Origin of the sequence: Staphylococcus pseudintermedius (genome assembly GCF_034042775.1) — a bacterium.
GTDB classification, from domain to species: Bacteria; Bacillota; Bacilli; order Staphylococcales; family Staphylococcaceae; genus Staphylococcus; species Staphylococcus pseudintermedius.
Map to the genome: position 1 here is coordinate 68,480 of NZ_CP120150.1, position 23,000 is coordinate 91,479.

At 38.1% G+C, this 23,000-nt stretch carries 19 protein-coding genes and 1 pseudogene; 8 read left to right on the forward strand and 12 right to left on the reverse strand.

The annotated features are described in order from the left end of the window. Nucleotides 1-231 precede the first annotated feature (231 nt). The 5 genes from P3U61_RS00285 to arcA form a co-directional block, all read right to left on the reverse strand. A complete protein-coding gene (locus tag P3U61_RS00285; protein ID WP_096636769.1) occupies nucleotides 232-960 on the reverse strand; it encodes a Crp/Fnr family transcriptional regulator in 729 nt (242 codons plus the stop codon). An 18-nt stretch (nucleotides 961-978) separates the two neighbouring features. Then, entirely contained in the window at nucleotides 979-1,920 is a 942-nt protein-coding gene (gene arcC / locus P3U61_RS00290; protein ID WP_015729799.1) for a carbamate kinase, read from the reverse strand. Between the two features lie 15 nt (nucleotides 1,921-1,935). Continuing rightward, nucleotides 1,936-3,366 (reverse strand): arginine-ornithine antiporter, encoded by a 1,431-nt coding sequence (arcD, locus tag P3U61_RS00295; protein ID WP_014612717.1) that lies wholly within the window; start codon nucleotides 3,364-3,366, stop codon nucleotides 1,936-1,938. 120 nt (nucleotides 3,367-3,486) lie between these two features. Then, a complete protein-coding gene (gene argF / locus P3U61_RS00300) occupies nucleotides 3,487-4,494 on the reverse strand; it encodes an ornithine carbamoyltransferase (protein ID WP_014612718.1) in 1,008 nt (335 codons plus the stop codon). 36 nt (nucleotides 4,495-4,530) lie between these two features. After that, nucleotides 4,531-5,766, reverse strand: a complete 1,236-nt coding sequence (gene arcA / locus P3U61_RS00305) for an arginine deiminase (protein WP_014612719.1) — start codon at nucleotides 5,764-5,766, stop codon at nucleotides 4,531-4,533. Between the two features lie 387 nt (nucleotides 5,767-6,153). Here arcA and P3U61_RS00310 point away from each other — a divergent pair, with 387 nt between their 5' ends. Together P3U61_RS00310 and P3U61_RS00315 are read left to right on the forward strand one after the other, a co-directional pair. Further along, nucleotides 6,154-6,633, forward strand: a complete 480-nt coding sequence (locus P3U61_RS00310; RefSeq protein WP_015729798.1) for an arginine repressor — start codon at nucleotides 6,154-6,156, stop codon at nucleotides 6,631-6,633. Between the two features lie 117 nt (nucleotides 6,634-6,750). Then, nucleotides 6,751-7,623: an alpha/beta hydrolase gene (locus P3U61_RS00315; protein ID WP_063278681.1), complete on the forward strand. Its 873-nt coding sequence runs from the start codon at nucleotides 6,751-6,753 to the stop codon at nucleotides 7,621-7,623. A gap of 127 nt (nucleotides 7,624-7,750) precedes the next feature. Here the strand turns inward: P3U61_RS00315 and P3U61_RS00320 are convergent, their stop codons facing one another. The 5 genes from P3U61_RS00320 to P3U61_RS00340 form a co-directional block, all read right to left on the reverse strand. Then, nucleotides 7,751-8,353, reverse strand: a complete 603-nt coding sequence (locus P3U61_RS00320; protein WP_015729796.1) for a response regulator transcription factor — start codon at nucleotides 8,351-8,353, stop codon at nucleotides 7,751-7,753. Then, entirely contained in the window at nucleotides 8,350-9,450 is a 1,101-nt protein-coding gene (locus P3U61_RS00325) for a sensor histidine kinase (protein ID WP_015729795.1), read from the reverse strand. The genes P3U61_RS00320 and P3U61_RS00325 overlap by 4 nt, the downstream gene beginning before the upstream one ends. Then, nucleotides 9,447-10,178 carry an ABC transporter permease gene (locus P3U61_RS00330; protein WP_214520121.1) on the reverse strand — a complete coding sequence of 244 codons (732 nt, stop codon included), beginning with the start codon at nucleotides 10,176-10,178 and terminating at the stop codon, nucleotides 9,447-9,449. The genes P3U61_RS00325 and P3U61_RS00330 overlap by 4 nt, the downstream gene beginning before the upstream one ends. Then, nucleotides 10,175-11,047 (reverse strand): ABC transporter ATP-binding protein, encoded by an 873-nt coding sequence (locus tag P3U61_RS00335; protein WP_020220079.1) that lies wholly within the window; start codon nucleotides 11,045-11,047, stop codon nucleotides 10,175-10,177. Before P3U61_RS00335 ends, P3U61_RS00330 begins: the two co-directional genes overlap by 4 nt. A 226-nt stretch (nucleotides 11,048-11,273) precedes the next feature. Next, the gene (locus P3U61_RS00340) at nucleotides 11,274-11,597 is read right to left on the reverse strand and encodes a magnetosome magnetite crystal formation protein family (protein WP_014612722.1); all 324 of its coding nucleotides are present in this window, start codon (nucleotides 11,595-11,597) and stop codon (nucleotides 11,274-11,276) included. Between the two features lie 594 nt (nucleotides 11,598-12,191). On the opposite strand from P3U61_RS00340, the gene P3U61_RS00345 reads away from it, so the two are divergent. Then, entirely contained in the window at nucleotides 12,192-13,025 is an 834-nt protein-coding gene (locus P3U61_RS00345) for a peptidoglycan recognition protein family protein (protein ID WP_063284491.1), read from the forward strand. Between the two features lie 54 nt (nucleotides 13,026-13,079). Here P3U61_RS00345 and P3U61_RS00350 read toward each other — a convergent pair whose 3' ends face one another. Further along, the gene (locus tag P3U61_RS00350) at nucleotides 13,080-13,580 is read right to left on the reverse strand and encodes a YagU family protein (RefSeq protein ID WP_014612724.1); all 501 of its coding nucleotides are present in this window, start codon (nucleotides 13,578-13,580) and stop codon (nucleotides 13,080-13,082) included. A 382-nt stretch (nucleotides 13,581-13,962) separates the two neighbouring features. Between P3U61_RS00350 and P3U61_RS00355 the strand changes: the two genes are divergently transcribed. From P3U61_RS00355 to P3U61_RS00370, 4 genes and pseudogenes are all read left to right on the forward strand, one after another. After that, nucleotides 13,963-14,520 (forward strand): NADPH-dependent FMN reductase, encoded by a 558-nt coding sequence (locus tag P3U61_RS00355; RefSeq protein WP_014612725.1) that lies wholly within the window; start codon nucleotides 13,963-13,965, stop codon nucleotides 14,518-14,520. A gap of 660 nt (nucleotides 14,521-15,180) precedes the next feature. Further along, a complete protein-coding gene (gene spsM / locus P3U61_RS00360; RefSeq protein WP_148124055.1) occupies nucleotides 15,181-19,503 on the forward strand; it encodes an LPXTG-anchored surface protein SpsM in 4,323 nt (1,440 codons plus the stop codon). Between the two features lie 201 nt (nucleotides 19,504-19,704). Next, on the forward strand, nucleotides 19,705-19,986 hold the full coding sequence (locus P3U61_RS00365; protein ID WP_015729789.1) for a hypothetical protein: 282 nt from the start codon (nucleotides 19,705-19,707) through the stop codon (nucleotides 19,984-19,986). Between the two features lie 10 nt (nucleotides 19,987-19,996). Then, nucleotides 19,997-20,144 (forward strand): annotated as a pseudogene (locus tag P3U61_RS00370) (transposase); the annotation flags it as partial. A 305-nt stretch (nucleotides 20,145-20,449) separates the two neighbouring features. Here the strand turns inward: P3U61_RS00370 and P3U61_RS00375 are convergent. Continuing rightward, nucleotides 20,450-21,691 (reverse strand): aminoacyltransferase, encoded by a 1,242-nt coding sequence (locus P3U61_RS00375; RefSeq protein WP_037542067.1) that lies wholly within the window; start codon nucleotides 21,689-21,691, stop codon nucleotides 20,450-20,452. A 298-nt stretch (nucleotides 21,692-21,989) separates the two neighbouring features. On the opposite strand from P3U61_RS00375, the gene P3U61_RS00380 reads away from it, so the two are divergent. Continuing rightward, a complete protein-coding gene (locus P3U61_RS00380) occupies nucleotides 21,990-22,970 on the forward strand; it encodes a LacI family DNA-binding transcriptional regulator (RefSeq protein ID WP_020220073.1) in 981 nt (326 codons plus the stop codon). Nucleotides 22,971-23,000: the final 30 nt, after the last annotated feature.

Consider the following 23,000-nt stretch of genomic DNA (forward strand, 5'->3'; position numbering starts at 1 on the left):
TTGCTTTTCTCCATTCAGAAACTTATTCTTATCCTACCTATTTGATGAAATATTGACCAAATGGCTAAGACTCCTAGGGGATCAAACGCAGCCGAATTGAGTTGAGGCAAGTCCCTTGGAAATCGAAACCATGAAGGCCATCATAAAAATATAGTATGCATATTATGAGGACAAGGATACATAATATTGTTAAGTCAGCTCAATTTTTAGTGCGAGTCTCAATCTTAGTTTTCAATCATCTTCATGTTGATCAACCAGTACTTTACTAAACAACCAATTTTTCTTGTTTTTGATGAGCAAGTTTTCTGCTTTCAACGCATTGATAATATGTCCGGTTGTTTCGCGTGAAACACTTGCAAGGTCACTCACCATTTGAATCGTTAAAAAAGGCTTGATTTCGTAAAACTCGTCATGATCGTCGCCAATGGTATGACATAAATAAATGAGCACTTTAATCACACGAGATTTGGCATGTTTAGCAGTGAGTGCCATATTGTATTCAGTCAGTTGTTGTTCACTTTCACATAAATATTTAAACAGCTGAATGAACACTTTGTGATGGTTTTTGCATAAATATTCTATCAAATCGATAGGGATGGTCATTACAATACAGTCGGTGAGCGCAGAACAAATCTCATGTGTGACTTTATCTTGAAATAGATTGTGAAGCGGATATAATTGTTGATCTTTGTTAATCACACGATAGAGGTCACCATGAATATTGTAATGTTCTCGTGCGATATAACCATCGATTAAAAAATAAATATGTGTCAGTTCATCTGATGAATAATATATCACTTGGCCTTTGTTATACTGTCTTACGATAAATTCATTTTTGTAAGGTTGTAAGACAATCGAAGGAATATTAATAAAGGCAGCGAATCGTTCTAAAAATGTGTGAATGTCATTTTGAATTAGGGAGGTATCGATTATTGTGTAATTGTATGACTTTTCCCCCATATAAGCACCACCTTATGACTACTGATAAATTTGTGTGCCGGCTTTTCCTTTAAAGGCTTCGTAGGCTTTGTCTAAGTTTGTAATCACAGCACGACGCCCTTCTCCATTTTCCACAAAATTTATAGCCGCTTCAATTTTAGGGCGCATTGAACCTTCTGCAAAATTACCGTCACATGCATATTGTTTCAAACTGGCGACATCAATTTGAGTCAGTTGTTTTTGATCAGGTTGATTGAAGTTGAGGTAGACGTTTTCAACATTCGTTAAAATCATCAGTACATCCGCATCAATAAGCTGTGCTAAACGTTCACTTGCGAAGTCTTTATCGATGACGGCTTCCACACCTTCATACGTATCATCTTTTTTGACTACGGGAATTCCACCGCCGCCACAAGCGATAATGATGTTGTTGTTTTCAACTAACGTACTGATCAGTTGATGTTCTAAGATGGATACAGGGAGCGGGGAAGGGACCACTTTACGATAACCTCTTCCAGCATCTTCTTTATAGATGGACTGAGGGTTTTCGTTTTTAACTTTTTCTATTTCTGCTTCAGTATAAAATGGGCCAATCGGTTTTGTTGGATGCGCCATTCTCGGATCATTGATATCCACTTCCACACGTGTAATCACGGTTGCTGCTCTACGGTCGCGATTCACCTCTGCTAATACACGATTCACCTCGGTTTCTATCCAAAAGCCAATCATCCCTTGTGTCATCGCGCCACATGTATCGAGTGGCATCGCAGGGGTTTCAGGACTATCCGCTTTTTGTTGTTGAATAAGAAGATTACCAATTTGCGGTCCATTACCATGAGAGATAACGATATCGTAGTCGGTCTTAAATAATGGCTTCAGTGTTTGCATCGTCGCACGTATCGCCTTCTTTTGAGCTTCTGAAGATCCATCTGTCGTTTGAATTGCATTGCCACCTAAAGCTATCACAACTTTTTTATGCATAAAAATCACTCCTCATTAAAATACATCGATGGCACCAGTGAGTAGTCTGACGATGCCGATAATCGCTAATAATAAAATAAGCATGAAAAAGATATAATCGATTTGTTTTAAAGGTTTTTGATTGTTTCTTTGTACGATCGTATAAACGACCAGTCCAGGTACATAAAGCAACATGGTTAATAGTAAATAGTCTAATCCAGCTGCATAGACGAGCCAAATTGTATAAATCGATGCGATGATACCAATCAGCCATTGCTTTGTTGTCGCACGCTGTTTCGTTTGAACGGTATACTTCACTTGGTAAAACGCGCTCAATGTATATGGAATTAAAATGGCGCTGGATGCAAGTGAAAACGCAAATTGATACGCACTTTGTGTGAACAGCATACTGATTAAAAAGATTTGAACTAATATATTCGTAATTAATAATGAATGACTCGGTGCTTTATTTTGATTTTCTTTTGCAAACCATTTCGGGAATAGCCCATCTTTTGCGACGATGAACGGTAATTCACCGGCTAACAGTGTCCAACCTAACCATGCACCTAAAACCGAAATAATCAGCCCGATATTCACGAGTACAGCTCCCCAATGTCCGACGATATGTTCTAACACAGCGGCCATAGAAGGATTGGAAAGTGCTGAAATGTGATTTTGTTGGATGACACCTTGTGCTAAGACGGTCATTAAGAAATAGATGACTAATACAGAAACTAATCCGATGACGGTTGCTGAACCGACATCCTTTTTATTTTTAGCGCGTCCAGAAAAGACAACGGCACCTTCAATACCAGTAAAGACCCAAACCGTTACGAGCATAGTACTTTTAACTTGAGAGAGTGTATCTCCCCAACTAAATCCTTGTGATGGGTGACTTGTCATTCCTAACAGTCCTGTTTTAAACGTATCAAAATTAAAGGCAACAATCATACATACAATGACAAGTAAAATAGGGATTAACTTAGCAATCGTTACGATACTGTTGATGAGTGCAGCAGTTTCGACGCCTTTTAAAATGAGGTAATGCACACCCCACAATAATAAGGACGCGATAATAATAGAAGGAAGGGTGTTGCCGCCTTCAAAGGTTGGGAAAAAGTTGCCGACTGCAGACATGAGTAAAGTCGCATAGGCCACATTACCTAAAAACGCCGCAAACCAGTAGCCCCAAGCACTCGAAAAGCCGATAAAGTCACCAAAACCTGCTTGGGCATAGCTGTAAATCCCACCGTCTAAATCTTGTCGCTCATTCGTTAAGTTTTGAAAGACAAAGGCAAGTGAAATCATACCGACTGCAGTAATGAGCCAACCTAAAATAATCGCTAATCCGCCAGCGTGACTGCCCATATCTGAAATGATGTTGAATGCACCGCCACCAATCATTGAGCCAATGACTAAACCAATTAAGGAGGTTTTATTTAATTTATTTTCTTCTGTTCCGCCCATATGTCATGTCTCCTTTAGATAGAATCAAAAGTCCAGTTTTAATATTATTTTAAATGATTTTAATATTATTTCATTGTAATAAGTATGTCTGGACTTTTGAATTATATCAAATCTATTGAACTATCCTAATGTTGCGGCCATTACAGCTTTGATTGTATGCATGCGGTTTTCTGCTTGATCAAAGACTTTGGAATGAGGACTTCTAAAGATTTCATCAGTCACTTCCATTTCAGTCAGCCCGTGTTCTTCTTTAATTTTTTGACCATAGACCGTTTCCGTATCGTGGAATGCAGGTAAACAATGTAAGAAAATCGTATCGTCTTTACCTGTTTTATCGAATAATGCGCGATTCACTTGATAATCTTTTAATAATTGAATACGTGATTCAAATTCACTTTCTTCACCCATAGACACCCAAACGTCTGTATAAATGACATCTGCGCCTTTAACACCTTCATCAATATTGTCAGTAATTTTAATTGAACCGCCATCTTGTTTAGCGCGACGTTCAGCGATATCAATATAGTCTTGCGCAGGGAATAAAGATTTTGGTGTACAAATCGTCACGTCGACGCCTAACATCGGACCTGCCACAAGAAGTGAATTAGCGACATTGTTGCGGCCATCGCCAATATATGTGAGTTGAATCCCCTCTAAATGTCCAAAGTTTTCTTTAATGGTCATATAGTCGGCTAACATTTGAGTCGGATGCCAAGCGTCAGTGAGTCCGTTCCATACAGGGACACCAGAATATTTTGCTAATGCTTCTACAGTCGCTTGTGAAAAGCCACGGAACTCAATGCCATCAAACATACGGCCTAACACTTTAGCAGTATCTTCTACAGATTCTTTTTTACCTAATTGAATGTCGTTTTTACCTAAAAATTCAGGGTGTGCCCCTAAATCAATAGAAGCAACGGTAAAAGCGGCGCGTGTCCGTGTCGATGTTTTTTCGAATAATAAAGCAATATTTTTACCTTCTAAATAGCGGTGAGGGATTCCTTGTTGTTTGTAGGATTTTAATGTCATCGCAAAGTCTATTAAGTCTGAGAATTCTTTTTTCGTAAAGTCGTCTTCTTTTAATAAATGTCTGCCTTTTAAATTTAATGGTTTTTGAATGTCTGTCATTTTGAAAATCCTTTCTATAATAAGATGATAAAATATTTAAATGTCTTCTCTGTATAAAGGTTGACTCATACATCTTGGGCCACCACGACCGCGCACTAATTCACTACCAGTAATTTCGATTACTTTGACACCATGTTCTCTTAATAGTTGGTTGGAAACGTAATTGCGGTCATACGTCACAACAACACCAGGACGAATCGTCAATGTATTTGAACCATCATTCCATTGCTCGCGTGCACCGTCAATCGCATCGCCGTTACCTGTCGGGATGAATTGGATATTGTCGACATGTAACGCATCTTCAAGTGTTTGCTTTAATTGACTTGAATGTGAAATTCGAATATCTTGCTTTGTCTCATCTTTTTCAATCGTAAAGATGTTCATTTGATTTTCTTCTTTAAAAATAGCGGCATGCATCGTGAATTTGTCGTAATCAATCATCGTAAATACCGTATCTAAATGCATGAAACTACGACTGTTTGGAATTTCAATCGCCAACACTTTCGTAAATGTTGATTGGTCATCGAATAAAATTTGACGGGCTAACCGTTCAATCGCTTGTGCTGACGTCCGTTCTGAAATACCAATGGCCAACACTTCTTTTGAAAGAATTAACTCATCGCCGCCTTCAATGTTGAATGGACAATTTCGGTCTAACCAAACCGGAACATCTGCGTCTTTAAAGCGAGGGTGATGTGCGAGAATGTACGTCATGAAAATCGATTCTCTGCGACGTGCGCGCCAATACATGCGATTAATCGTCATGCCTCGGCCGATAGAAGCTTGAGGATCTCTTGTGAAATACAGATTCGGCATAGGGTCTAAATAAAATGGATATCTGTCGTCCATATATTCCACTAAGTGATTCATTTCGAGCTGAATTTCCTCTTTACGCACGCCGGCCATAATTTTATCGACGAGTTCTTGGTCACTTAAATTTTTAAACAGTGCTTTAATCTCTTTTTCGTGACCGAGCACCGTTTTTTGAGATTCTGCTAAAATATCATCAATAAATTGTTCGCGTACAGCCTTGTCAGCAATTGCCTCAGCGGCTAATTGTTCGAGATAGACGACTTCGACACCTTCATCTCTTAATACTTGTGCAAATTTGTCGTGTTCTTCTTGGGCCACTTTTAAATAAGGAATATCATCAAACAGTAATCCGCTTAGATGATCGGGCACAAGATTTTCTAATTCTTTGCCAGGTCGCTTCAGTAAAACCGTTTTTAATGTCCCGATTTCACTATTGACTTGAATAGGATTCTTTTCCATTGTTGCGCCTCCTTTGTTTTAATACACCCAAAGTATAAAGCGCTTTCTTTATATGTGTTGTGAATTTTTTCTCAATAATAATGTCTAATACTTCATATAAATCATGTATTCAATGCATAAAATTGATAGATTATACATGCTGAGTACTTGAATGGTCCATAAGAATGAATAATCATTGAATATGTCGTGAGGCGCGCAATGAAAGATGGTGCTTCATTCAATATGATGTATGGATATCCATTTGATGGGGAGGTGCGTCTGATGAATATGAAAAGGGCGTTTTGAGAGGTGCCAAAAAGTTCACATCTGAGAATATCATATTTTGTTATGATAATGATGTGTATGGTTGTCTGACTGACTTATCATCAGATTAAGGAGTTTAAAAGTATGAAGAAGAGTAAGAGATTAGACTTAGTATCGATGGTTGTAAAGGAATACGATATTCATACGAAAGCAGAAATTGTAGATTATATTGAACAGCATTTTGGCATCCGATACAGTCTTGCTACGATTAGCCGAGATTTAAATGAGTTGAAGATTTATAAAATGCCATCAGAAAACCAACAACGATGTTACAGACAATATAACGACAATGCACCAAAAGAAGCGAAAGCAAGACTCATTGATTTGTATCAAGAGGAGATAATTTCCCTCAGTATTAAAGATACGTACTTAATTATTAAAACGACACCCGGTTTTGCACAAACGGTGAATTTTTATATCGATCAAATGAATTTAAAAGAAGTGATCGGGACGATAGGCGGTAATGATACGATCTTAGTGATTACGCATTCGAATGAACTTTCCAAATTTGTACATTACAAACTGTTCGATCAAACGTATGAAACGCCACATGTGAAACACTAGTCCTAATATATAGGAAAATTGCACAAAATTGACTTTTCATGGATTTTGCAATAGAATCAGGTAAATTTAGTCAACATCGATGAGAGTGCATCGAGGGCGTATAAAGAGGTGACATCCATGAAAAAGTTTTGGAAATGGAGTATTGGTATAGTGATACTATTGATTGTCGTGTGGGTGACGTATATAGCCATCTACCGCAATACATCTATCGCCAATAATCCAAAACATGCCAAGTACATTGATAGCGCAACACCGACGTTATTTTTGCATGGTTACGGCGGGACGGTGAACTCTGAAAAGTTTTTAGTGAAGGAAGCGGAAAATCAAGGTGTCACGCAAGACGTCATTACCGCGCACGTCAACGAAGCGGGTGAAGTGAAATTAAAAGGACATTTGGATAGTGACGCGATTAATCCTATTGTACAAGTCGTATTGAAAGAGAATAAAGAAGTAGACCCAGATGTGAATGCAGAATGGTTTAAAAATGTGTTAGTTGCTTTACAAACAAAATATCACATTAAAAACTTTAATTTTGTCGGACATTCAATGGCAAATATGACTTTTGCGCAGTATATGGCGACGTATGGTAAAGATACCGCATTGCCACAGTTGCAACGTCAAGTGAATATCGCTGGGACGTTTAACGGCGTGCTGCATATGAATGAAGAAGTGAATGAAATTACGCTTGATGCGGAGGGCAAACCTAGTCGTATGAACCCACCTTATCAAGATTTACGTGTATTAAAAGATGTGTATAAAGGGAAGAATATTGATGTCCTCAACATATACGGAGACTTAAAAGACGGTACGCACTCTGACGGCAGTGTATCGAATACGTCTTCTCGTTCATTGAAGTATCTACTTGGGGGCAGTGCGAAAACGTATCGTGAATCTGAATATGTCGGTCCAAGTGCGCAACATAGTGAATTGCATGATAATGAAAAAGTTGCGCGTGAACTGATTCAATTTTTGTGGGGTAAATCACTGTGAAATGCATTTGAAAATGATGACAACTGAATGAACATGAAACGACCACCGCACGTATAGGAAGATGTGCGTGGTCGTTTTTTAGGATAGGTGAAGGCATAGTAGGTATGTGCCAAAGTATAGTCTCGTGCTATATCCATCCTTTGTCATGCGCTTTTTTCCATGCATCGAAGCGGTTGTCTGCCTGGAGTTTGTCGATGATGGTCGATGTATAATTGCGTATAGTGCCATCTGATAAATATAAGGTTTGCGCAATTTCTTTACTCGTCAGCCCTTTGCCAATTTCTTTCAATACCAATTGTTCTTTATCAGTGAGAGGATTGCGCTCTGTCACAAGCGAGGTCATTAACGCGTCACTGTATTCTTTTTGACCTGCTATAACATGATGTATCGTCTGAACGAGCTCATCGACGGAACGTTCCTTTAATACATATGCATCGACATCGTGTGCCACCGCTGTTTCGAAGTAGCCTGGACGTTTAAATGTAGTGACAATAATAACCTTCACGTCGATGGCTTGTGCACGAATGTGTTGTAATACTTCAAGGCCGGTTAATCCAGGCATTTCGACATCTAATATAATCACATCAACAGGTGTTGTTTGGACGGTTTCTAGTGCAGCTTGTCCATTGCCCACATCAGCCACAACATGAATAGTGTCATGAAGTTGCATCAGTTGGACCATCGCTTGACGTAACATCGTTTGATCTTCAGCTAACACGACGCGAATCATAGTGCCACACTCCTCGGTATTAGAATTTGTATGTGTAGTCCTTCATTATTTTCTATATGTAATTGCCCTTTTAATACTTCGACACGGGCTTGTATGCTTTGGAGATGAATAGGGGACTTGTCTCGAATGCCGCAACCATTATCTTGGATGTCGAGCTGCAATCCGTCAGTCGTTTCGGATAAAGCCACATGGACTGTTGTCGCGTCGGCATGTTTAATAATGTTGTTCATCGCTTCGCGGAGTACCATCGCGAGTAATCCTTGTTTTGCTGGATTCAATGCATATGCGAATTGTACGCCTTCAAAATGAAATTCCAAATTTGCATCTTTTAACAACGTCTCTACAGATGCCACTTCTTCCGCAAAAGACGGGATTTTTAAATCATTAATAATGGCACGTATTTGATTGAGTGTTTCCTTTGAAATGTCGTTTAGGCTTTGTATCTCAGTTTTTGCACGGTCTGGCTTCGTATCAATCAACTTCAGTGCTAGCTCGGATTTTAAGCTTAATGCCGCAAAAACGTGTCCGAGTGTATCATGTAAATCTTGCCCGATGCGGTTACGTTCTTGTTCAGCAATTAAAAAGTTCAACTGCTTATTTTTAGCCTCGATTTCGTGTTGATAATGTGCTTGCTCAATTTTTTTAAAGTTTGCAAACATCATTAAATTAATCACAGTGAAAAAGATTAATAAGGCGATGGTATAATAATAATCTGGATAATAAATAAGCGACACAATGATACAAAGCACCATCGTAGTAATGAACGTCACATATTCTTTGGACCATACATTTGCTTTAAAAACGTAAGGAATCGCAAAAGCACTATAAAACAAAAACAGTGCATTCATCGGGTTAAGCGCGTATACGAAATAAATAACACCTGCATATTGAAGGACGAGTAACGTATACATCAGACCGTAAGACAGTAATGGATGGCACACTACAAGGGTCGTATAGACAATGACAAAGAGGCAAGTCACAACGACTAAAACATCGTGACGCCCCAAAATGTATGGATTCCATAAGTTAAGTATCGGAAAGAGTAAATAAAGTAAACTGGATAAATTCAAATAATGTAAATCTAACTTTTTAATCATATCGTTTCACTTCTTTGTCGAATATAGAGTGCAAGTGTTAAGAAAATTATACAATATACCAATAATACGATTAAAGATGTCAGTGGAAAAGATTGATGCAAACTAACCGTGTAAGACAACTGTTTAAGGTGATAGGTCGGTGTGACTAGTGCGACATGTTGCATTAAGGTCGGAAATTGTGACACTGGAAACCACAGACCACCGAGAACGGCTAGAGCTAAATACAAAATGTTGCCGACCCCACTCGCCTTTTGGACATCATTCATCTGTGCAAGTAATGCCCCCATACTCAACATGAGACTCGCCCCGAACCAAATTAAAACTCCTGAACTCACCCATTGCGTCCACGCCATTTGTACGCCTTTAAACTGTGCAGCTATTGTAAAAATAATAACAATCGACAGTGCAAATTGACACATTATTTTACCAATTTTTATACCGATGTAGTGTGCGGGTGTAAGTGGTGTGCGCATGAGTCGCTTGTACCATCCGCGTGTGCGTTCGTCAATAATGTCAAAAGGGAAAGAAAACAAGCAAAAACTCATTAAACTAAATGTCGTCATATTGTACATATATTCTTGATTAAACTTTGCCATGATAGGTTGAGGTAGGTCAAGAATGGATGTAAATAATAAATAGAATGTGACTGGCAATAGAACGGCAAGTACAAAGCGTGTTTTGTGTCGCGTGAGTAGTCGGAGTTCTGTCAAAAAATAATGTTTGATCATTGTGATACACCGCCTTGGTCCTGTTTGAATATAATCTCGAGTAGTGAATGGTGATGAATTTCAATATGTTGCAAAGGAATATGGAGTGCGAGTAACTCGATTAATGTTTGCTGCACATCCGCTGTTTCAATTTGAAGTTGACCATCATTTGTTGGCATGGGTTTGATGTGAGACAACTGTAATATCAGTGCTTCAGATGGTGGTATCGGTAATGTGATGATGGAATGGCCTTGTTTACGTTTAATATTTTGAGGTGTATCATCCATCACTAAACATCCTTGATTGAGTACAATGACGCGATCTGCCATTTGCTCCACTTCTTCTATGTAATGAGACGTATATAAAATCGTACGTCCATTTGCTTTCAACTGACGAATAATGGACCAGAAATGTTGGCGCATTTCGACATCCATTGCACTTGTCGGTTCGTCTAAAATAAGACATTGCGGTTGACCGACCAGTGTTAACGCAAAGTCAAGAATGCGTTGCTGCCCACCTGAAAGTTGAGTCGCAAATTGGTGGAGCTGTTTTTTTGTAAACCGTGTAAGGGCCACCCATTCTTCAAAAGGTAAGGGCGACGGATAACAATGTGCAAACAAGTGATACAGTTCAATGACTTTCATACGTTCTGGAAAGTGACTTTGTTGAAACAGCACGCCTAACCGTTCAGAGGTTAAAAGATGGTCAGGATCTTCAATCGTGCCTTGTACAGGATGACGGTCACCGATAATCATATCAATAAGCGTGGTTTTTCCAGAGCCATTTGGACCAATAAGTGCGGTACATTGGCCGGTACGAATTGGAAAAGAGACGTCATTCACAACAGGTTTTTGGTGATAGGTTTGGGTTAAATGCGCTATTCGAATCATATAAATCACATCCTTGGATAGGTTATGTTTATTGTATGTTTGTAGTTGCGCGCGTAGTAGTGAAGTTTGTCACGAGATTCATATGACATTTGTCACTAATTTGGAGTGGAAGCGAGATGAAGAGGTTAAAGTGGAAATCAAAAGCCCGAACAAATCAATGTCCGAGCCTAAAAGCAAGTAAAAGTCTCAATTATTGTCGCCAATAGAATGTGTATAGAGACATCAATTAAAGTTGGTCAACAACTAATACTTTAATGCCAGCATACAAGTTATACACTAAGTAATAGAGAGAACCGACAATTGTAATAATGATGACAATCACGAGTAAAGTTGTCAGCACCGCACCGCTTGTATTAAAGAGCACCATGAAACAAGCGAAAGCGATGATGGAAAATACAGTCGGCAAAATGTGATAAATCAATGCTTTCTTTCCATGTGTAGACACAGGCTGTGGTGCAACCAACCATACGATCAATGGAAATAACACCGGTGCAAAAAATACGCTAAAATATGAAAGAAAAGCTAATAATTTTTCTGTTGTCGTTGACATTGTGTCACTCTCCTTTTTGTCATTATAATCATAACTTTCTTTGGATTGAGATGATTATTTTAGAGTTTTACAAAATATACCTTTTATGTTTTCCACACTACCGCGTCTGTTAAACGTTTCCTCAAAAGTGAGTCGTTTTGATGTGAACTGCACCTCAAAGTTGTTGATATCAAAATGGAGCCTTAGTTTAAAGTATCAATTAATCATAATAATGGAAAATACTTAGCACTGTAGCGGAATGGATTAAAAATATCATATTTTGTTTGATAGTAAGGGTGACCTTATTAAGATGCGTGTTGAACTTTTGTCATTGAAAATCATAATCCGAAGTACACCAAAGATAAAGAGGCGTATATAAATTCAAACGTGCAGATGAACAATCATATACTCAGTGTACTTACAAAAACGAATGGAGAAAATAACATAAAAACTACGATGAGAAAGGAAAATGAGCGATATCTCAACATAAAATAATTTATCGACAATCGATAGAGTATTGACTTTAACAAGGAACGGCGTTATATCTTTTATATAAAAGTGTTATAGGATTATCTATATTTTAAATAATTAAAAAGATAGAAAGGTGTGGTTAAAATGCTTAAAGGTTTTACAACGATGGCATTGTTTACTGTAATGACACTGAGTACATTATGCTTTGCCACAACAAATGTTGCACGAACTTTTTTTACAACGGCTTTTGCATCAACAACTAGCTTGCAGACTACTATACTAAACCCTCAACCTATGCCGAACCACCAAAACTTGACCCTTCAAAGTGAACAGCAACAATCGCGCTCATCGTCAGAAGTGTTTCCTCCAATTCCTTATCCCGATGTCAACCAATACATTATGAAAAATCATATCCCTCATTCTCCAGTTGTAAAAGATGCACGTATGAACACACTCCCTAAAATTCCGTATAAATATGGTACATATATCGGTGTCGTTATCCATGAAGTCGGTGAAGATGACCGCACGTTACCGCAATGGGTGGACCGTATGTATCGAACGTATGATCGCGCATTTGTCCACGCATTTGTAGATGAAAAAGAAATTCGTCTCACTGCACCATCTAACTATCTAGCTTGGGGAGCGGGGAAACAAGCCAATCCCTATTTTTATCATATTGAGCTTGTACGCGTATACAGCTTTGATGACTTTGCAAGATCAGTAAATAACCAAGCATGGCTCGCAGCATACATGTTGAAACAACAAAATATTGAACCAACACTCGCGGATGATCAAGAAGGGGTAGGTTCAGTCATTAGTCATTATGCGATTATGAAATATTGGGGCGGCACAACGCATACAGACCCTATCGCGTATTATAATAGATGGAATTACAACATGGAAAAATTCTTTGAGTTAGTGAAATATCATTATGAGCAAATGGAAGATCACGAAGTTGTGACTGATAAAGAAGAATGAGAATAAGAAGAGTGGGCTAGGAAAACGTCAAGATGTCCTAGCCCGTGTTTTATTTTATTGAAGTTCAGATTGATGCTTATAAAAGTAAAGTTGACGGGCACCTTCAATCGTCATCATCCAAACGATATGTCCGAATAACTCAGATAAATGCTCTTGGAAAGGCTGATTCCATGGTGCAGGAACAGTGTGCATCAGTGGCATTAAAATCAAATGGAAGAACACCCAAATGACTATCCCGAAAACAGCCCCGTAACCCATAGCGACGGCTGCATACTTTTTCACTAACATGCAGTAAATTACAGCGATAACAATTGAAAAACTGAAATGAACGATAAAGCTCACCCACGGCAAGTCCATATGCGAAAATGTATAAGTTTGATGTGTGAAATCATGACTGAATCCCATTTGTTGTAACAATTCTTGCGGTGGATTTGTCGCATTTCTTTCTGGTGTACGCGGTGGAAACATGACTTCCCAGCCGAGTTTAACGATTCCAGATAATATACCTCCAATTATACCTGTAAAGAGCAACATACCCCATTGTCGTTGTCTCATTATCAGGACCTCCTCATTGTATCAGATATTCAAAGTATAGCGATATGTGAAAATTTTATCAATATATTATTTTAGGATAATTTTGAACGTTTGATGGCGAAAAATGGCGTGAAACACAAAGTTCAATCGAGTTTGTGACCAAAAGTTATAACGAGAGCGTATGGATGTAACTTTAATGCCATGTGATTTGCAGTAGGGAGGCCCTTTAACGTTCATCAATATAGTTGGAAGATACAACATAAACAAATATGTTGAAAAAGATTAATCAAGTTATAATGAATTCATACAGTCAGTAAAATGTAAAAAATTGTGTTATGATAGTACCAAATTTAATATCAGTCGTAAGCAGATTTGAAAAATGATTATCTAAAGGAGAGTTAAGATGAAAAATATTGTATTTATTTGTGGTAGCTTGAGAAAAGGTTCTTACAACCGCATTTATATGGAGAAAATGATGCAACAAGTTCCTGAAAATTGGAATATTAAAGAGGTATCATTTAAAGATGTTCCCGTTTACAACTTTGATCTTGAAGGCGACCAAGAGCCAGCAGCTGTAACAGCATTTCGTGATGCATTAGGCGAAGCAGACGGCATTATCATCGTTACACCAGAGTACAATACAGGTACACCAGGGCCATTGAAAAATGCGATTGACTGGGCGTCTCGTATTAAAAATAGAGGGGATCGTTCCCCATTAATAGACCGTCCGTTTGCGATTGCGGGTTGTTCACCAGGTGCTACAGGATCAGCGCTATCACAAGCACAGTTAAGACAGACATTAACAGCGATGAATGCGCACATTATGCCAGGGCCTAAATTGATTGTTGGTCGCGTTCACGAGTTAATTACAGAAGCAGGAACAATTGAAGATGAACGTACGATTGCTTACATGAAACGTTTTGTGAATGCGTTCGATGCGTATGTTGACCGTTTAAATTAATTAATAAAAAGTTCATGGTAGTGTTGACTATCATGAGCTTTTTTAATTTTGATGTTAAGCAAGTTTTTAAGAGAATTGCGCATTGACATCGAAATCTATAAAGATAACTTGATTACATTATTCAGTTAATACGTCGCAAAAAAAGAAAATAAATATGCTGACAATTAACGTTTTGATTACAAAATGATTTAATTTTTACATATTGTCAATAAATGCACAACGATTCAGTTAGCGAGCCTTATTAAAAATAAACTTTAAACAGGCACCAGATCAATTTAAAATGAACATCGTCAACTATTTTAACTATTGGATTTTTAAAGGAACATATGAAATGATTTGTGTCATTTGAAGTAAGTATCATGTCATATCAAGGCTTATCCTCATTTATTAGAGTAAAACCAGTGGGATAAAAAGTATACCACTTTGTTCAACAGTCCAATCTATAAAATATAGCGATTTTTAATCATAAATTACATCAACGCTTGTCCTTATTGAGTTGGTCAGACCAATTCTTTTAAAAGGATTGGCGTTTTTTATTACGAGCGCATGTAAAGATTTTTCAAATATTTATGACATTATTAATTTCGGTGATAGAATGACCGGAGTTGTAATAAAAGCTTTTTAAATACTTAAGATTGATAATGAGGAGTTGATAATTTCATGAATAAATCAAGAACTAAACATTTTAATTTTTTATCAAAACGTCAGAATCGGTATGCTATTCGCCACTTTTCAGCTGGTACTGTGTCAGTGCTTGTAGGAGCAGCTTTCTTGCTAGGTGTCCATACGAGTGATGCATCTGCTGCAGAACAAGATCAAACATCTGAAGCAAAGCAAAACCTCTTTGATGCTTCCGCTATTTTTGGCGCTTTAACAGAGACGAACGAAAAGGTAGCACAAGTGACGCCAACAGAAAAAAATCTTTCATCAGTTGAAGAAATGAGAGATAAAGGCGCAACTGGAAATGGACCATCAATAACATCACTACAAACTGTAGAACAAAATAATGCAGTACAACCTACAGCAACACCTATTAATGACACAGAAAATTCAACCGAAGCCCCTATGAAAGAACAATCGAATGATGCACAAACGACTGACGAAAGTAACAATGTCACTCCGAAAAATAATACTGACCCCGAAGCAAACAATGAAATATCAGCGCGTAATGCAAAAACAACAGCATATTTAACAAGTGAAACCTATACAACAGCAACGTCTACAACAGATATGCCTACACAGAAACAAGAATATCCATCTTTAGAAAATCTAACAAATCAATCGCAAACGAACAGGGCACAACCACCAACAATGGAAGCACCCAAACTGGCAGAAGGATTAGACAATCTATTAAAAAAATCAACTTTCGAAAGTATGTACGTGACAACAAGAAATCAATTTGACAAAGAGACGGCTTCTAAAACAAAAGCATGGCCGAGTGATGTTGTTCCAGAAAATCAAGTAGAGATACTTGCTGATGCAATTCAAAATGGCTATATCAAATCTGTAAATGATGTGACCAATAAAGCACATACGTTATCTGGACGTGCATGGATGTTAGACCGCGGAACACCAACGACAATAGCTAATGGTTTAACACCTGTTCCAGAGGGCACTAAAGTTTATTTGCGGTGGATAGATCAAGATGGTGCCACTTCGCCAATTTATACAGCAAAAACGACAAGTAGATTAAGCGCTGCGGATGGTAATCAAGTGGGTCCAGGTGCTTATGCTTTCGATTTACGCACAGGTTGGATAGATGCTAAAGGAAAACACCACGTATATAGAGCAGTAAAGGGTCAATATTATAAAATATGGATCAATGATTTTAGAACTAAAGACGGTAATATCGCTACAATGTTACGTGTTGCAGGAGGATATGTTCCCGGAACGTACGTGGATTCTGTGACATACAACAATATGGGCCAATTTCCATTAATTGGTACAAATATGCAACGTACAGGTATCTTTATGACAACGATACCTTCAGAACAATATTTAATATCAAAACATTACGTGAAAGATACAAAAGGTGCTGCAGCAAATCCAGCCGTCACGATAATTGAAAATAACTTTGTGAGCGGCAAAGTTTGGATAGAAACAGGTGCTGGAGATTATGTGAACTCAGCGACAGGTCCAAACCACAATGCGAAAGATGTCGTTGCCTCTGGATACAAAGTGGTCATGTCATCATTAACAGATCAAGGTGCTAAAGCCTACGATGCGCAAGTCAATCGCTTGCCGAAGAAAGATCGAGCAGAAGCAGCACGTCAATTATTAATAAAACATCCAGAATATATCGCAGCAACTGTAGAAGGGATAACGAATGAGTGGGGGAGATATACATTGCGTTTCCCTAAAGGCACATTCAACAAAGACCATCTTTACGGTTACGTATTGGATTTTGATGGTGAAATTGTAAAAACTTATTCAAGTTTTACTTCACCAGAGTTCCGGAAACCGAATTATAATTTGACCGTTACACCGCAAACAGCTCCCTATTATAGACCCATTCGACGTGCATGGGTCAATGTTAATTTTGCGGTTATTGAAGCACCACAATCTCAAATCGAAATAAAAGAATTTGATGCAACCTCTAACCCTGCGCATCGTGGGCAAACAGCAACTATTGATATCATAGGTATGCCTAAAACTTCATTACTTACACGTGTACAATGGAAAGATTCATCGGGCAGTATTGTTGAGGATAGTGGTCCTGTTTTTACGGAAGAAGAGGCTGAACATATAGCGGAATTTGTAATACCGTCTAGCGCAAAATCAGGCGAAGTGTATACTGTACAACTCGTGGTAGGTAATCATATCGTAGCTTCGGACTCTCTTATTGTACATGTCAATGAAGAAGCGGCGACATATCATCCGATATACCCATCGACAACAGTAGAATCAGGTCAAAGAGTAACGATTCCAGCACCTAAGAATATGGATGGCAAACCTTTACTAGATGGCACAACTTTTGAAAAAGGTCATCACGTACCAACTTGGGCTTTAGTGAATGGTGATGGCTCGATTACAGTAAAACCTGGAGAAAAAGTAGCAGAGGGTGAGTATGATATTCCAGTGATTGTGACATATCCAGATGGTTCTAAAAACACAATCTTTGCACCTGTGACCGTTGAAGAAAAACAACCAATGGCATCGCAATATGAGCCAATAACAACTGGAGTATCGAAACCATTTGGAAACCCAGTAATGCCAACTGATGTAACAGATTCAATTCAAGTACCGAACTATCCATTGGAAGGGCAACAACCGACAGTAACAGTGGATGATGAAAGTCAATTACCAGATGGAACAACAGAAGGTCACAAGGATATAGATGTAACAGTGACATACCCAGACGGAACAAGGGATCATATCAAAGTTCCAGTCGTAACGGAACAACAATTAGATAGTGATAAATATGATCCGGTCGCAACAGGTATCTTGAAACCGTTTGGTACTCCAACAACAGAGGAAGACGTTATAAAATTAGTGGAGATACCGAAATATCCAACAGACTTAACACAACCAAAAGTAACAGTGACGGTTCCAAATACTTTACCGGATGGGCAAACGCCAGGTAAAGTAGACGTTGATGTGACAGTAACGTATCCAGATGGTTCTACAGATCACATTTCAGTTCCAGTTTGGACAAACAAGCATCTGGATAAAGACAAATATAACCTAATAACAACTGGGGTATCGAAACCATTTGGAATCCCAGTAATGCCAACTGATGTAACAGATTCAATTCAAGTACCGAACTATCCATTGGAAGGGCAACAACCGACAGTAACAGTGGATGATGAAACACAATTACCAGATGGAACAACAGAAGGTCACAAGGATATAGATGTAACAGTGACATACCCAGACGGAACAAAGGATCATATCAAAGTTCCAGTCGTAACGGAAAAACAACCAGATAATGAAAAATATGAGCCAACAACTAACGGAATCACGAAAAAGTACGGTATCCCTACGACAGAGGATGAAGTGATAGATATAGTTCGAATTCCATATTTTCCAGTAGATGGCGTGCAACCTATTGTAACGGTAAATGATCCTAGACTATTGCCAAATGGTCAAAAAGAAGGTCAAATCAATGTTCCAGTCACAGTGACGTATCCGGATGGCACAAAAGATCTCATGACAGTTCCGGTTTTTACAGGTAAGCAAGCAGAAAATGAAAAATACGATCCAATCACATTAGGAGTAACTAAAGATTATGGTGATCCTACAACTGCAAACGATGTGACAAAGTCAATCCAAATACCAACATATCCAGCAGGTGGCGAACAACCAATCGCAACAGCGGATGATGAAAGTCAATTACCGGATGGCACAGTAGAAGGTAAAGTGGATATTCCAGTCACAGTGACGTATCCGGATGGTACTCAGGATCATATCACTGTCCCAGTATTTACCAATCAACAACGAGATAATCAAAAAGCCAGTAAAGCTGTGACGAAAATACATGGTATATCGGTAACAGGCACTGATATGACAGATACTAAGAAAAATCATAACTATCCAGCAGGTGGTGAACAACCTAAAGTTACTGTGAAAGATGACGATCAATTATCAGAGGGTAAAGTCGATTCAACAGTGGGTGCGGATAATGTGACAACTACAGATGATTTATCAAGCGTAACTGCGGCATCTCATGGTCATCAAACAAGTGTACAAACAACAAAAGAGAACCAATCAGTGCATGATGAAGAGGTGACAATCCCAACAGTTGCACATGTGTCTACAATAATGACAGGTGTGGTAAAGGGTGAGCAAGAAGCGACGGATATCGTGGCTAGACCACATGTTGAAACAACTCGACTCCCATCAATTTCAGCGCGAGCAACAGTTAAACAACTACCAGAAACGGGTGAAAACAACGAACAATCAGGTGTTTTATTAGGTGGATTTATTGCGTTCATGGGTAGCTTACTTTTATTCGGCAGACGTCGCAAACCAAAGAAAGATTAATCAATGAAGGCTTGTCCTTGTAAATACGAGGGCAGGTCTTTTTTAATTCACTTATATCACTTTGACCTTTTAAATGATAATATATAAGTTAGTAGTTTTATGAAATATAGTTTACTTATTACATTTATTTTATTTATAATAGTTTTGATAGAGATTATTTCATCCGCCAAATAGAGAAAAAGAGGGATTGGAGTGTATGAAATGAGTTATGTTGTAGGTATTAGTTTTACGATTTTGATTTTATTAACGGGTTTTTGGTTTATTATTTTTAATCGTCATCAACCTATTATTTTCTTTTTTCCAGACAAGGCACGTACCAATATATTAACAGGAAGATCTTTTCTAGTTTTAAGTCTGGTTTACTTTATCATTGTCATTATTTTACCCGTACGTATTTCAACCATGTTGTTACTTTACATAGGTTTGACGGTGCTTGATTTAATTGTCATGTATCTATTATTGAAACTAGAAGTGATTGAATAATGAGCAATATGTGAGACGGCGATGTGAAAGAAAAGGCGTAGAGATAATAGAAGGCGAAGCATGTAAAAATCATATACACATGCTAGTGAGTATTCCAGCAAAACTAAGTGTTTCTCAATTTGTAGGATATTTAAAAAGATAAAAGTAGTTTAATGATTTTGATAGATATGAATTTATGTCATGAAATCAGCCTAATGTTAGTAAGTGAGTAACAAAAGCTCATCACATAGATAGTTCAATCAGGATAGGCGAGTTCGGTAGTGAGATGACAGGTACACATAAGCCTACACAGGCCTTAATTTAAGTGGGGTCCAAATTCATGTACTAAGGCTTGACATGATGTGGAAAAGGGTAACTGAATTTTTTAAGCGACTTTCATATACACAAAATAAACCACCTAGCACGGTTATCCAGGAGTGAGGTGGTTTAATACTTCTCGTTAATAACGTGTATGAATGTGGTGTTAGCGCTTCAGTAATCGAGCACATCGATACATCATCGGCATGATTGGTTTAACAAAATCACCGACATATTCCTCTACATGTGCCCCGAAACCTTCTTTAAAACGTTGTACACCGTAATCTTCTGCATGCTTCGTAAAATCACCTGTAATACCGTAAAAATTATAACGGTCAATGCCTTGTTGTTTGGCGAACTGAATCATGTCCCATTGTAATCGATAGGCGCCCATATACGCATTGTACTTAGGATTCGATCCACTCGATAAATAGTACACTTCATGACGGTTGTAAATATAAATCGCCGCAGCTAAATCTAATATTTCGCCATCTTCAACGATTAATTGACGCGTTTTTTCAATTTTGCGTTCTTGTGCTTGTAGTTGTTGTTCAGTTTGTTTTAATTTAGTTTTGTTTTTCTTAGAGTTAGGATGACTTTCTAACGCCGCTTGAGTTTCTGCAATTGTTGCTTTTAATGTGTCTAATTTCTCAGTTTGCTTCTTCAAAAGGCCATCTAAATCAATAAACGCCAACTTGATCATACTATTTTTCGCATACATTTTCTGCATTTCTTCAAAATAAGGCAAGTCTCTAAAAGTAAAGCCATGTTTTTCTTCGGCCATTTGAAAAAGTTTAAAAAAGCGCTCTGTTTCTTCGATAGGTAAAGTTTTGACTTGGACATCCATTTCATATGTCTTTTTAATGTTACGTCGTGTTTGGTAATCCATTTCTTCTAAAAGTTGCTGTTCGGATTTATCTTTTAGGTCAAGTACAGAAAGCCAACGTATTTGACTGTGACTCGAGTATCCTATTGGAAAACCTTGATGTTTGTAGCCAAGACGATCTAATGTTTTGAAAAGTTGAGCATGCTCGAAGTGTTGCGTAATATTCCCTTTTGCGTCACGAATGTGGTTGTGCACATAAGGATCGATTAACACATACAGGCAACGCTGTTTTTTTAAGTATTGTGTGAGGTGTTCAAAAAAGAATTGGACGAGTTCGAGATTGTTGTAATCTAACACTGGACCACGGTGTGTATAAAAATATTTAAAAAATTTAAGTGCACGTGCTTCGGTTAATAAACAAGCCGCAATCACTTCATCTTGGTCGTTTTTAACGCCGACTAAATGGACATCATTTTTATATTTATTTCTATAATGGTAGTGACCTGCGTCTTGCGTATAATGTGAAAAATGGTTTGTTACAAAGGCATCAAAATCATCAACACTCAATTGCGTAAAGTACATGTCAACCCTACTTTCTTTATTTTGTTTCATATAGTATTAAATATACTAAAATAGTCAGACATTTTCAAAGCATTTTATAATGCGCAATGTCATATATTGTGCGTTATTTTAGTATTTACAAATAGTAAAAATGATGAAGTATTAGATGAGGGAATACCAGTTAAAGTGTGAGAAGGGTTTAAGTCATCGCATATTTTTAAAATGGGATAATAGTTATACAGGGATTAGAAGAAACAAGCGATGGTGTATTTTTTGTGTTATATTTAATTTATTACGAAGACATAAAAGGGGAAGGACTATGGTAAGTGTAAAGGATGTCGCAAAGTTAGCAAATGTATCGACAGCAACGGTTTCACGGGTGCTCAGTAATACGGGGAAGGTCAAGCCGAAAAATCAACAACGCGTGTTAGAAGCCGCCAAAGCACTTGGCTACCATCCGAATAATATCGGGAGACAACTGCGTAAAATGGAGACGATGACGATTCTTGTCGTTGTACCGGATATTACCAATTCATTTTTCTCAGCGATACTCAGAAACATTGAAAATATTGCACGAGAACACGGCTATGAAGTGATTCTCGGAGATACGCAAAATCAACAAGGTGATACATATTTTTCTTATTTGTATGAAAAGAAAGTCGATGGCATGATCGTGCTCACGTCCTATCTTGATCTTGAAAATTTAGAAAAAGTCAGTGCGCAATACCCCCTTGTGCTCGCTTGTGAACAAATTAAAGAAATTAATGTGCCTTCTGTTTCAATTAATCATATTGAAGCATCTGCATTGATGACACGCCATTTAATAGAAGCTGGACATACGAAAGTGGGACATATTACAGGCCCATTGGATGGTATTTTAGGTCAGTACCGCTTGCAAGGCTTTCGTGAAGCAATGGACAGCCATGGTTTAACGGTACGTGATGATTGGGTGATAGAAGGGGACTTTTCTTTAGAGTCGGGTTATCGCATTGGCAAGCAATTACTTGAACAAGCTGAAATGCCGACTGCATTATTTGTCGCCAATGATGAAATGGCGATTGGCATTATGAAAGAGTTGAAAAAGCATGGGAAACGCGTCCCTGAAGATATGGCGATCGTAGGATTTGATAATATTATTTTGTCAGAAATTGTCGACCCAGGTTTGACGACTTACGCGCAACCTGCAACTGAAATTGGGATACGTGCGATGGAAAAATTGTTAGTGCTATTAAAAGGTGAAGATTTGGAAGAACGCGATACTTTACTGGAAGGTGAGTTGTTAATACGTCAATCGACTTAAAACAGTTCAAATGTATCTGATTAATGCGCG

What these genes read in the sequence shown, in the direction of transcription:
- P3U61_RS00375 (WP_037542067.1), bottom strand. Translation starts at nt 21,691, where the DNA reads ATGTACTTTACGCAATTGAGTGTTGATGATTTTGATGCCTTTGTAACA.
- P3U61_RS00320 (WP_015729796.1), bottom strand. Translation starts at nt 8,353, where the DNA reads ATGATTCGCGTCGTGTTAGCTGAAGATCAAACGATGTTACGTCAAGCG.
- arcD (WP_014612717.1), bottom strand. Translation starts at nt 3,366, where the DNA reads ATGGGCGGAACAGAAGAAAATAAATTAAATAAAACCTCCTTAATTGGT.
- P3U61_RS00315 (WP_063278681.1), top strand. Translation starts at nt 6,751, where the DNA reads ATGAAAAAGTTTTGGAAATGGAGTATTGGTATAGTGATACTATTGATT.
- P3U61_RS00285 (WP_096636769.1), bottom strand. Translation starts at nt 960, where the DNA reads ATGGGGGAAAAGTCATACAATTACACAATAATCGATACCTCCCTAATT.
- P3U61_RS00330 (WP_214520121.1), bottom strand. Translation starts at nt 10,178, where the DNA reads ATGATCAAACATTATTTTTTGACAGAACTCCGACTACTCACGCGACAC.
- P3U61_RS00380 (WP_020220073.1), top strand. Translation starts at nt 21,990, where the DNA reads ATGGTAAGTGTAAAGGATGTCGCAAAGTTAGCAAATGTATCGACAGCA.
- spsM (WP_148124055.1), top strand. Translation starts at nt 15,181, where the DNA reads ATGAATAAATCAAGAACTAAACATTTTAATTTTTTATCAAAACGTCAG.
- arcA (WP_014612719.1), bottom strand. Translation starts at nt 5,766, where the DNA reads ATGGAAAAGAATCCTATTCAAGTCAATAGTGAAATCGGGACATTAAAA.
- P3U61_RS00340 (WP_014612722.1), bottom strand. Translation starts at nt 11,597, where the DNA reads ATGTCAACGACAACAGAAAAATTATTAGCTTTTCTTTCATATTTTAGC.
- P3U61_RS00310 (WP_015729798.1), top strand. Translation starts at nt 6,154, where the DNA reads ATGAAGAAGAGTAAGAGATTAGACTTAGTATCGATGGTTGTAAAGGAA.
- P3U61_RS00335 (WP_020220079.1), bottom strand. Translation starts at nt 11,047, where the DNA reads ATGATTCGAATAGCGCATTTAACCCAAACCTATCACCAAAAACCTGTT.
- P3U61_RS00350 (WP_014612724.1), bottom strand. Translation starts at nt 13,580, where the DNA reads ATGAGACAACGACAATGGGGTATGTTGCTCTTTACAGGTATAATTGGA.
- P3U61_RS00365 (WP_015729789.1), top strand. Translation starts at nt 19,705, where the DNA reads ATGAGTTATGTTGTAGGTATTAGTTTTACGATTTTGATTTTATTAACG.
- P3U61_RS00345 (WP_063284491.1), top strand. Translation starts at nt 12,192, where the DNA reads ATGCTTAAAGGTTTTACAACGATGGCATTGTTTACTGTAATGACACTG.
- arcC (WP_015729799.1), bottom strand. Translation starts at nt 1,920, where the DNA reads ATGCATAAAAAAGTTGTGATAGCTTTAGGTGGCAATGCAATTCAAACG.
- argF (WP_014612718.1), bottom strand. Translation starts at nt 4,494, where the DNA reads ATGACAGACATTCAAAAACCATTAAATTTAAAAGGCAGACATTTATTA.
- P3U61_RS00325 (WP_015729795.1), bottom strand. Translation starts at nt 9,450, where the DNA reads ATGATTAAAAAGTTAGATTTACATTATTTGAATTTATCCAGTTTACTT.
- P3U61_RS00355 (WP_014612725.1), top strand. Translation starts at nt 13,963, where the DNA reads ATGAAAAATATTGTATTTATTTGTGGTAGCTTGAGAAAAGGTTCTTAC.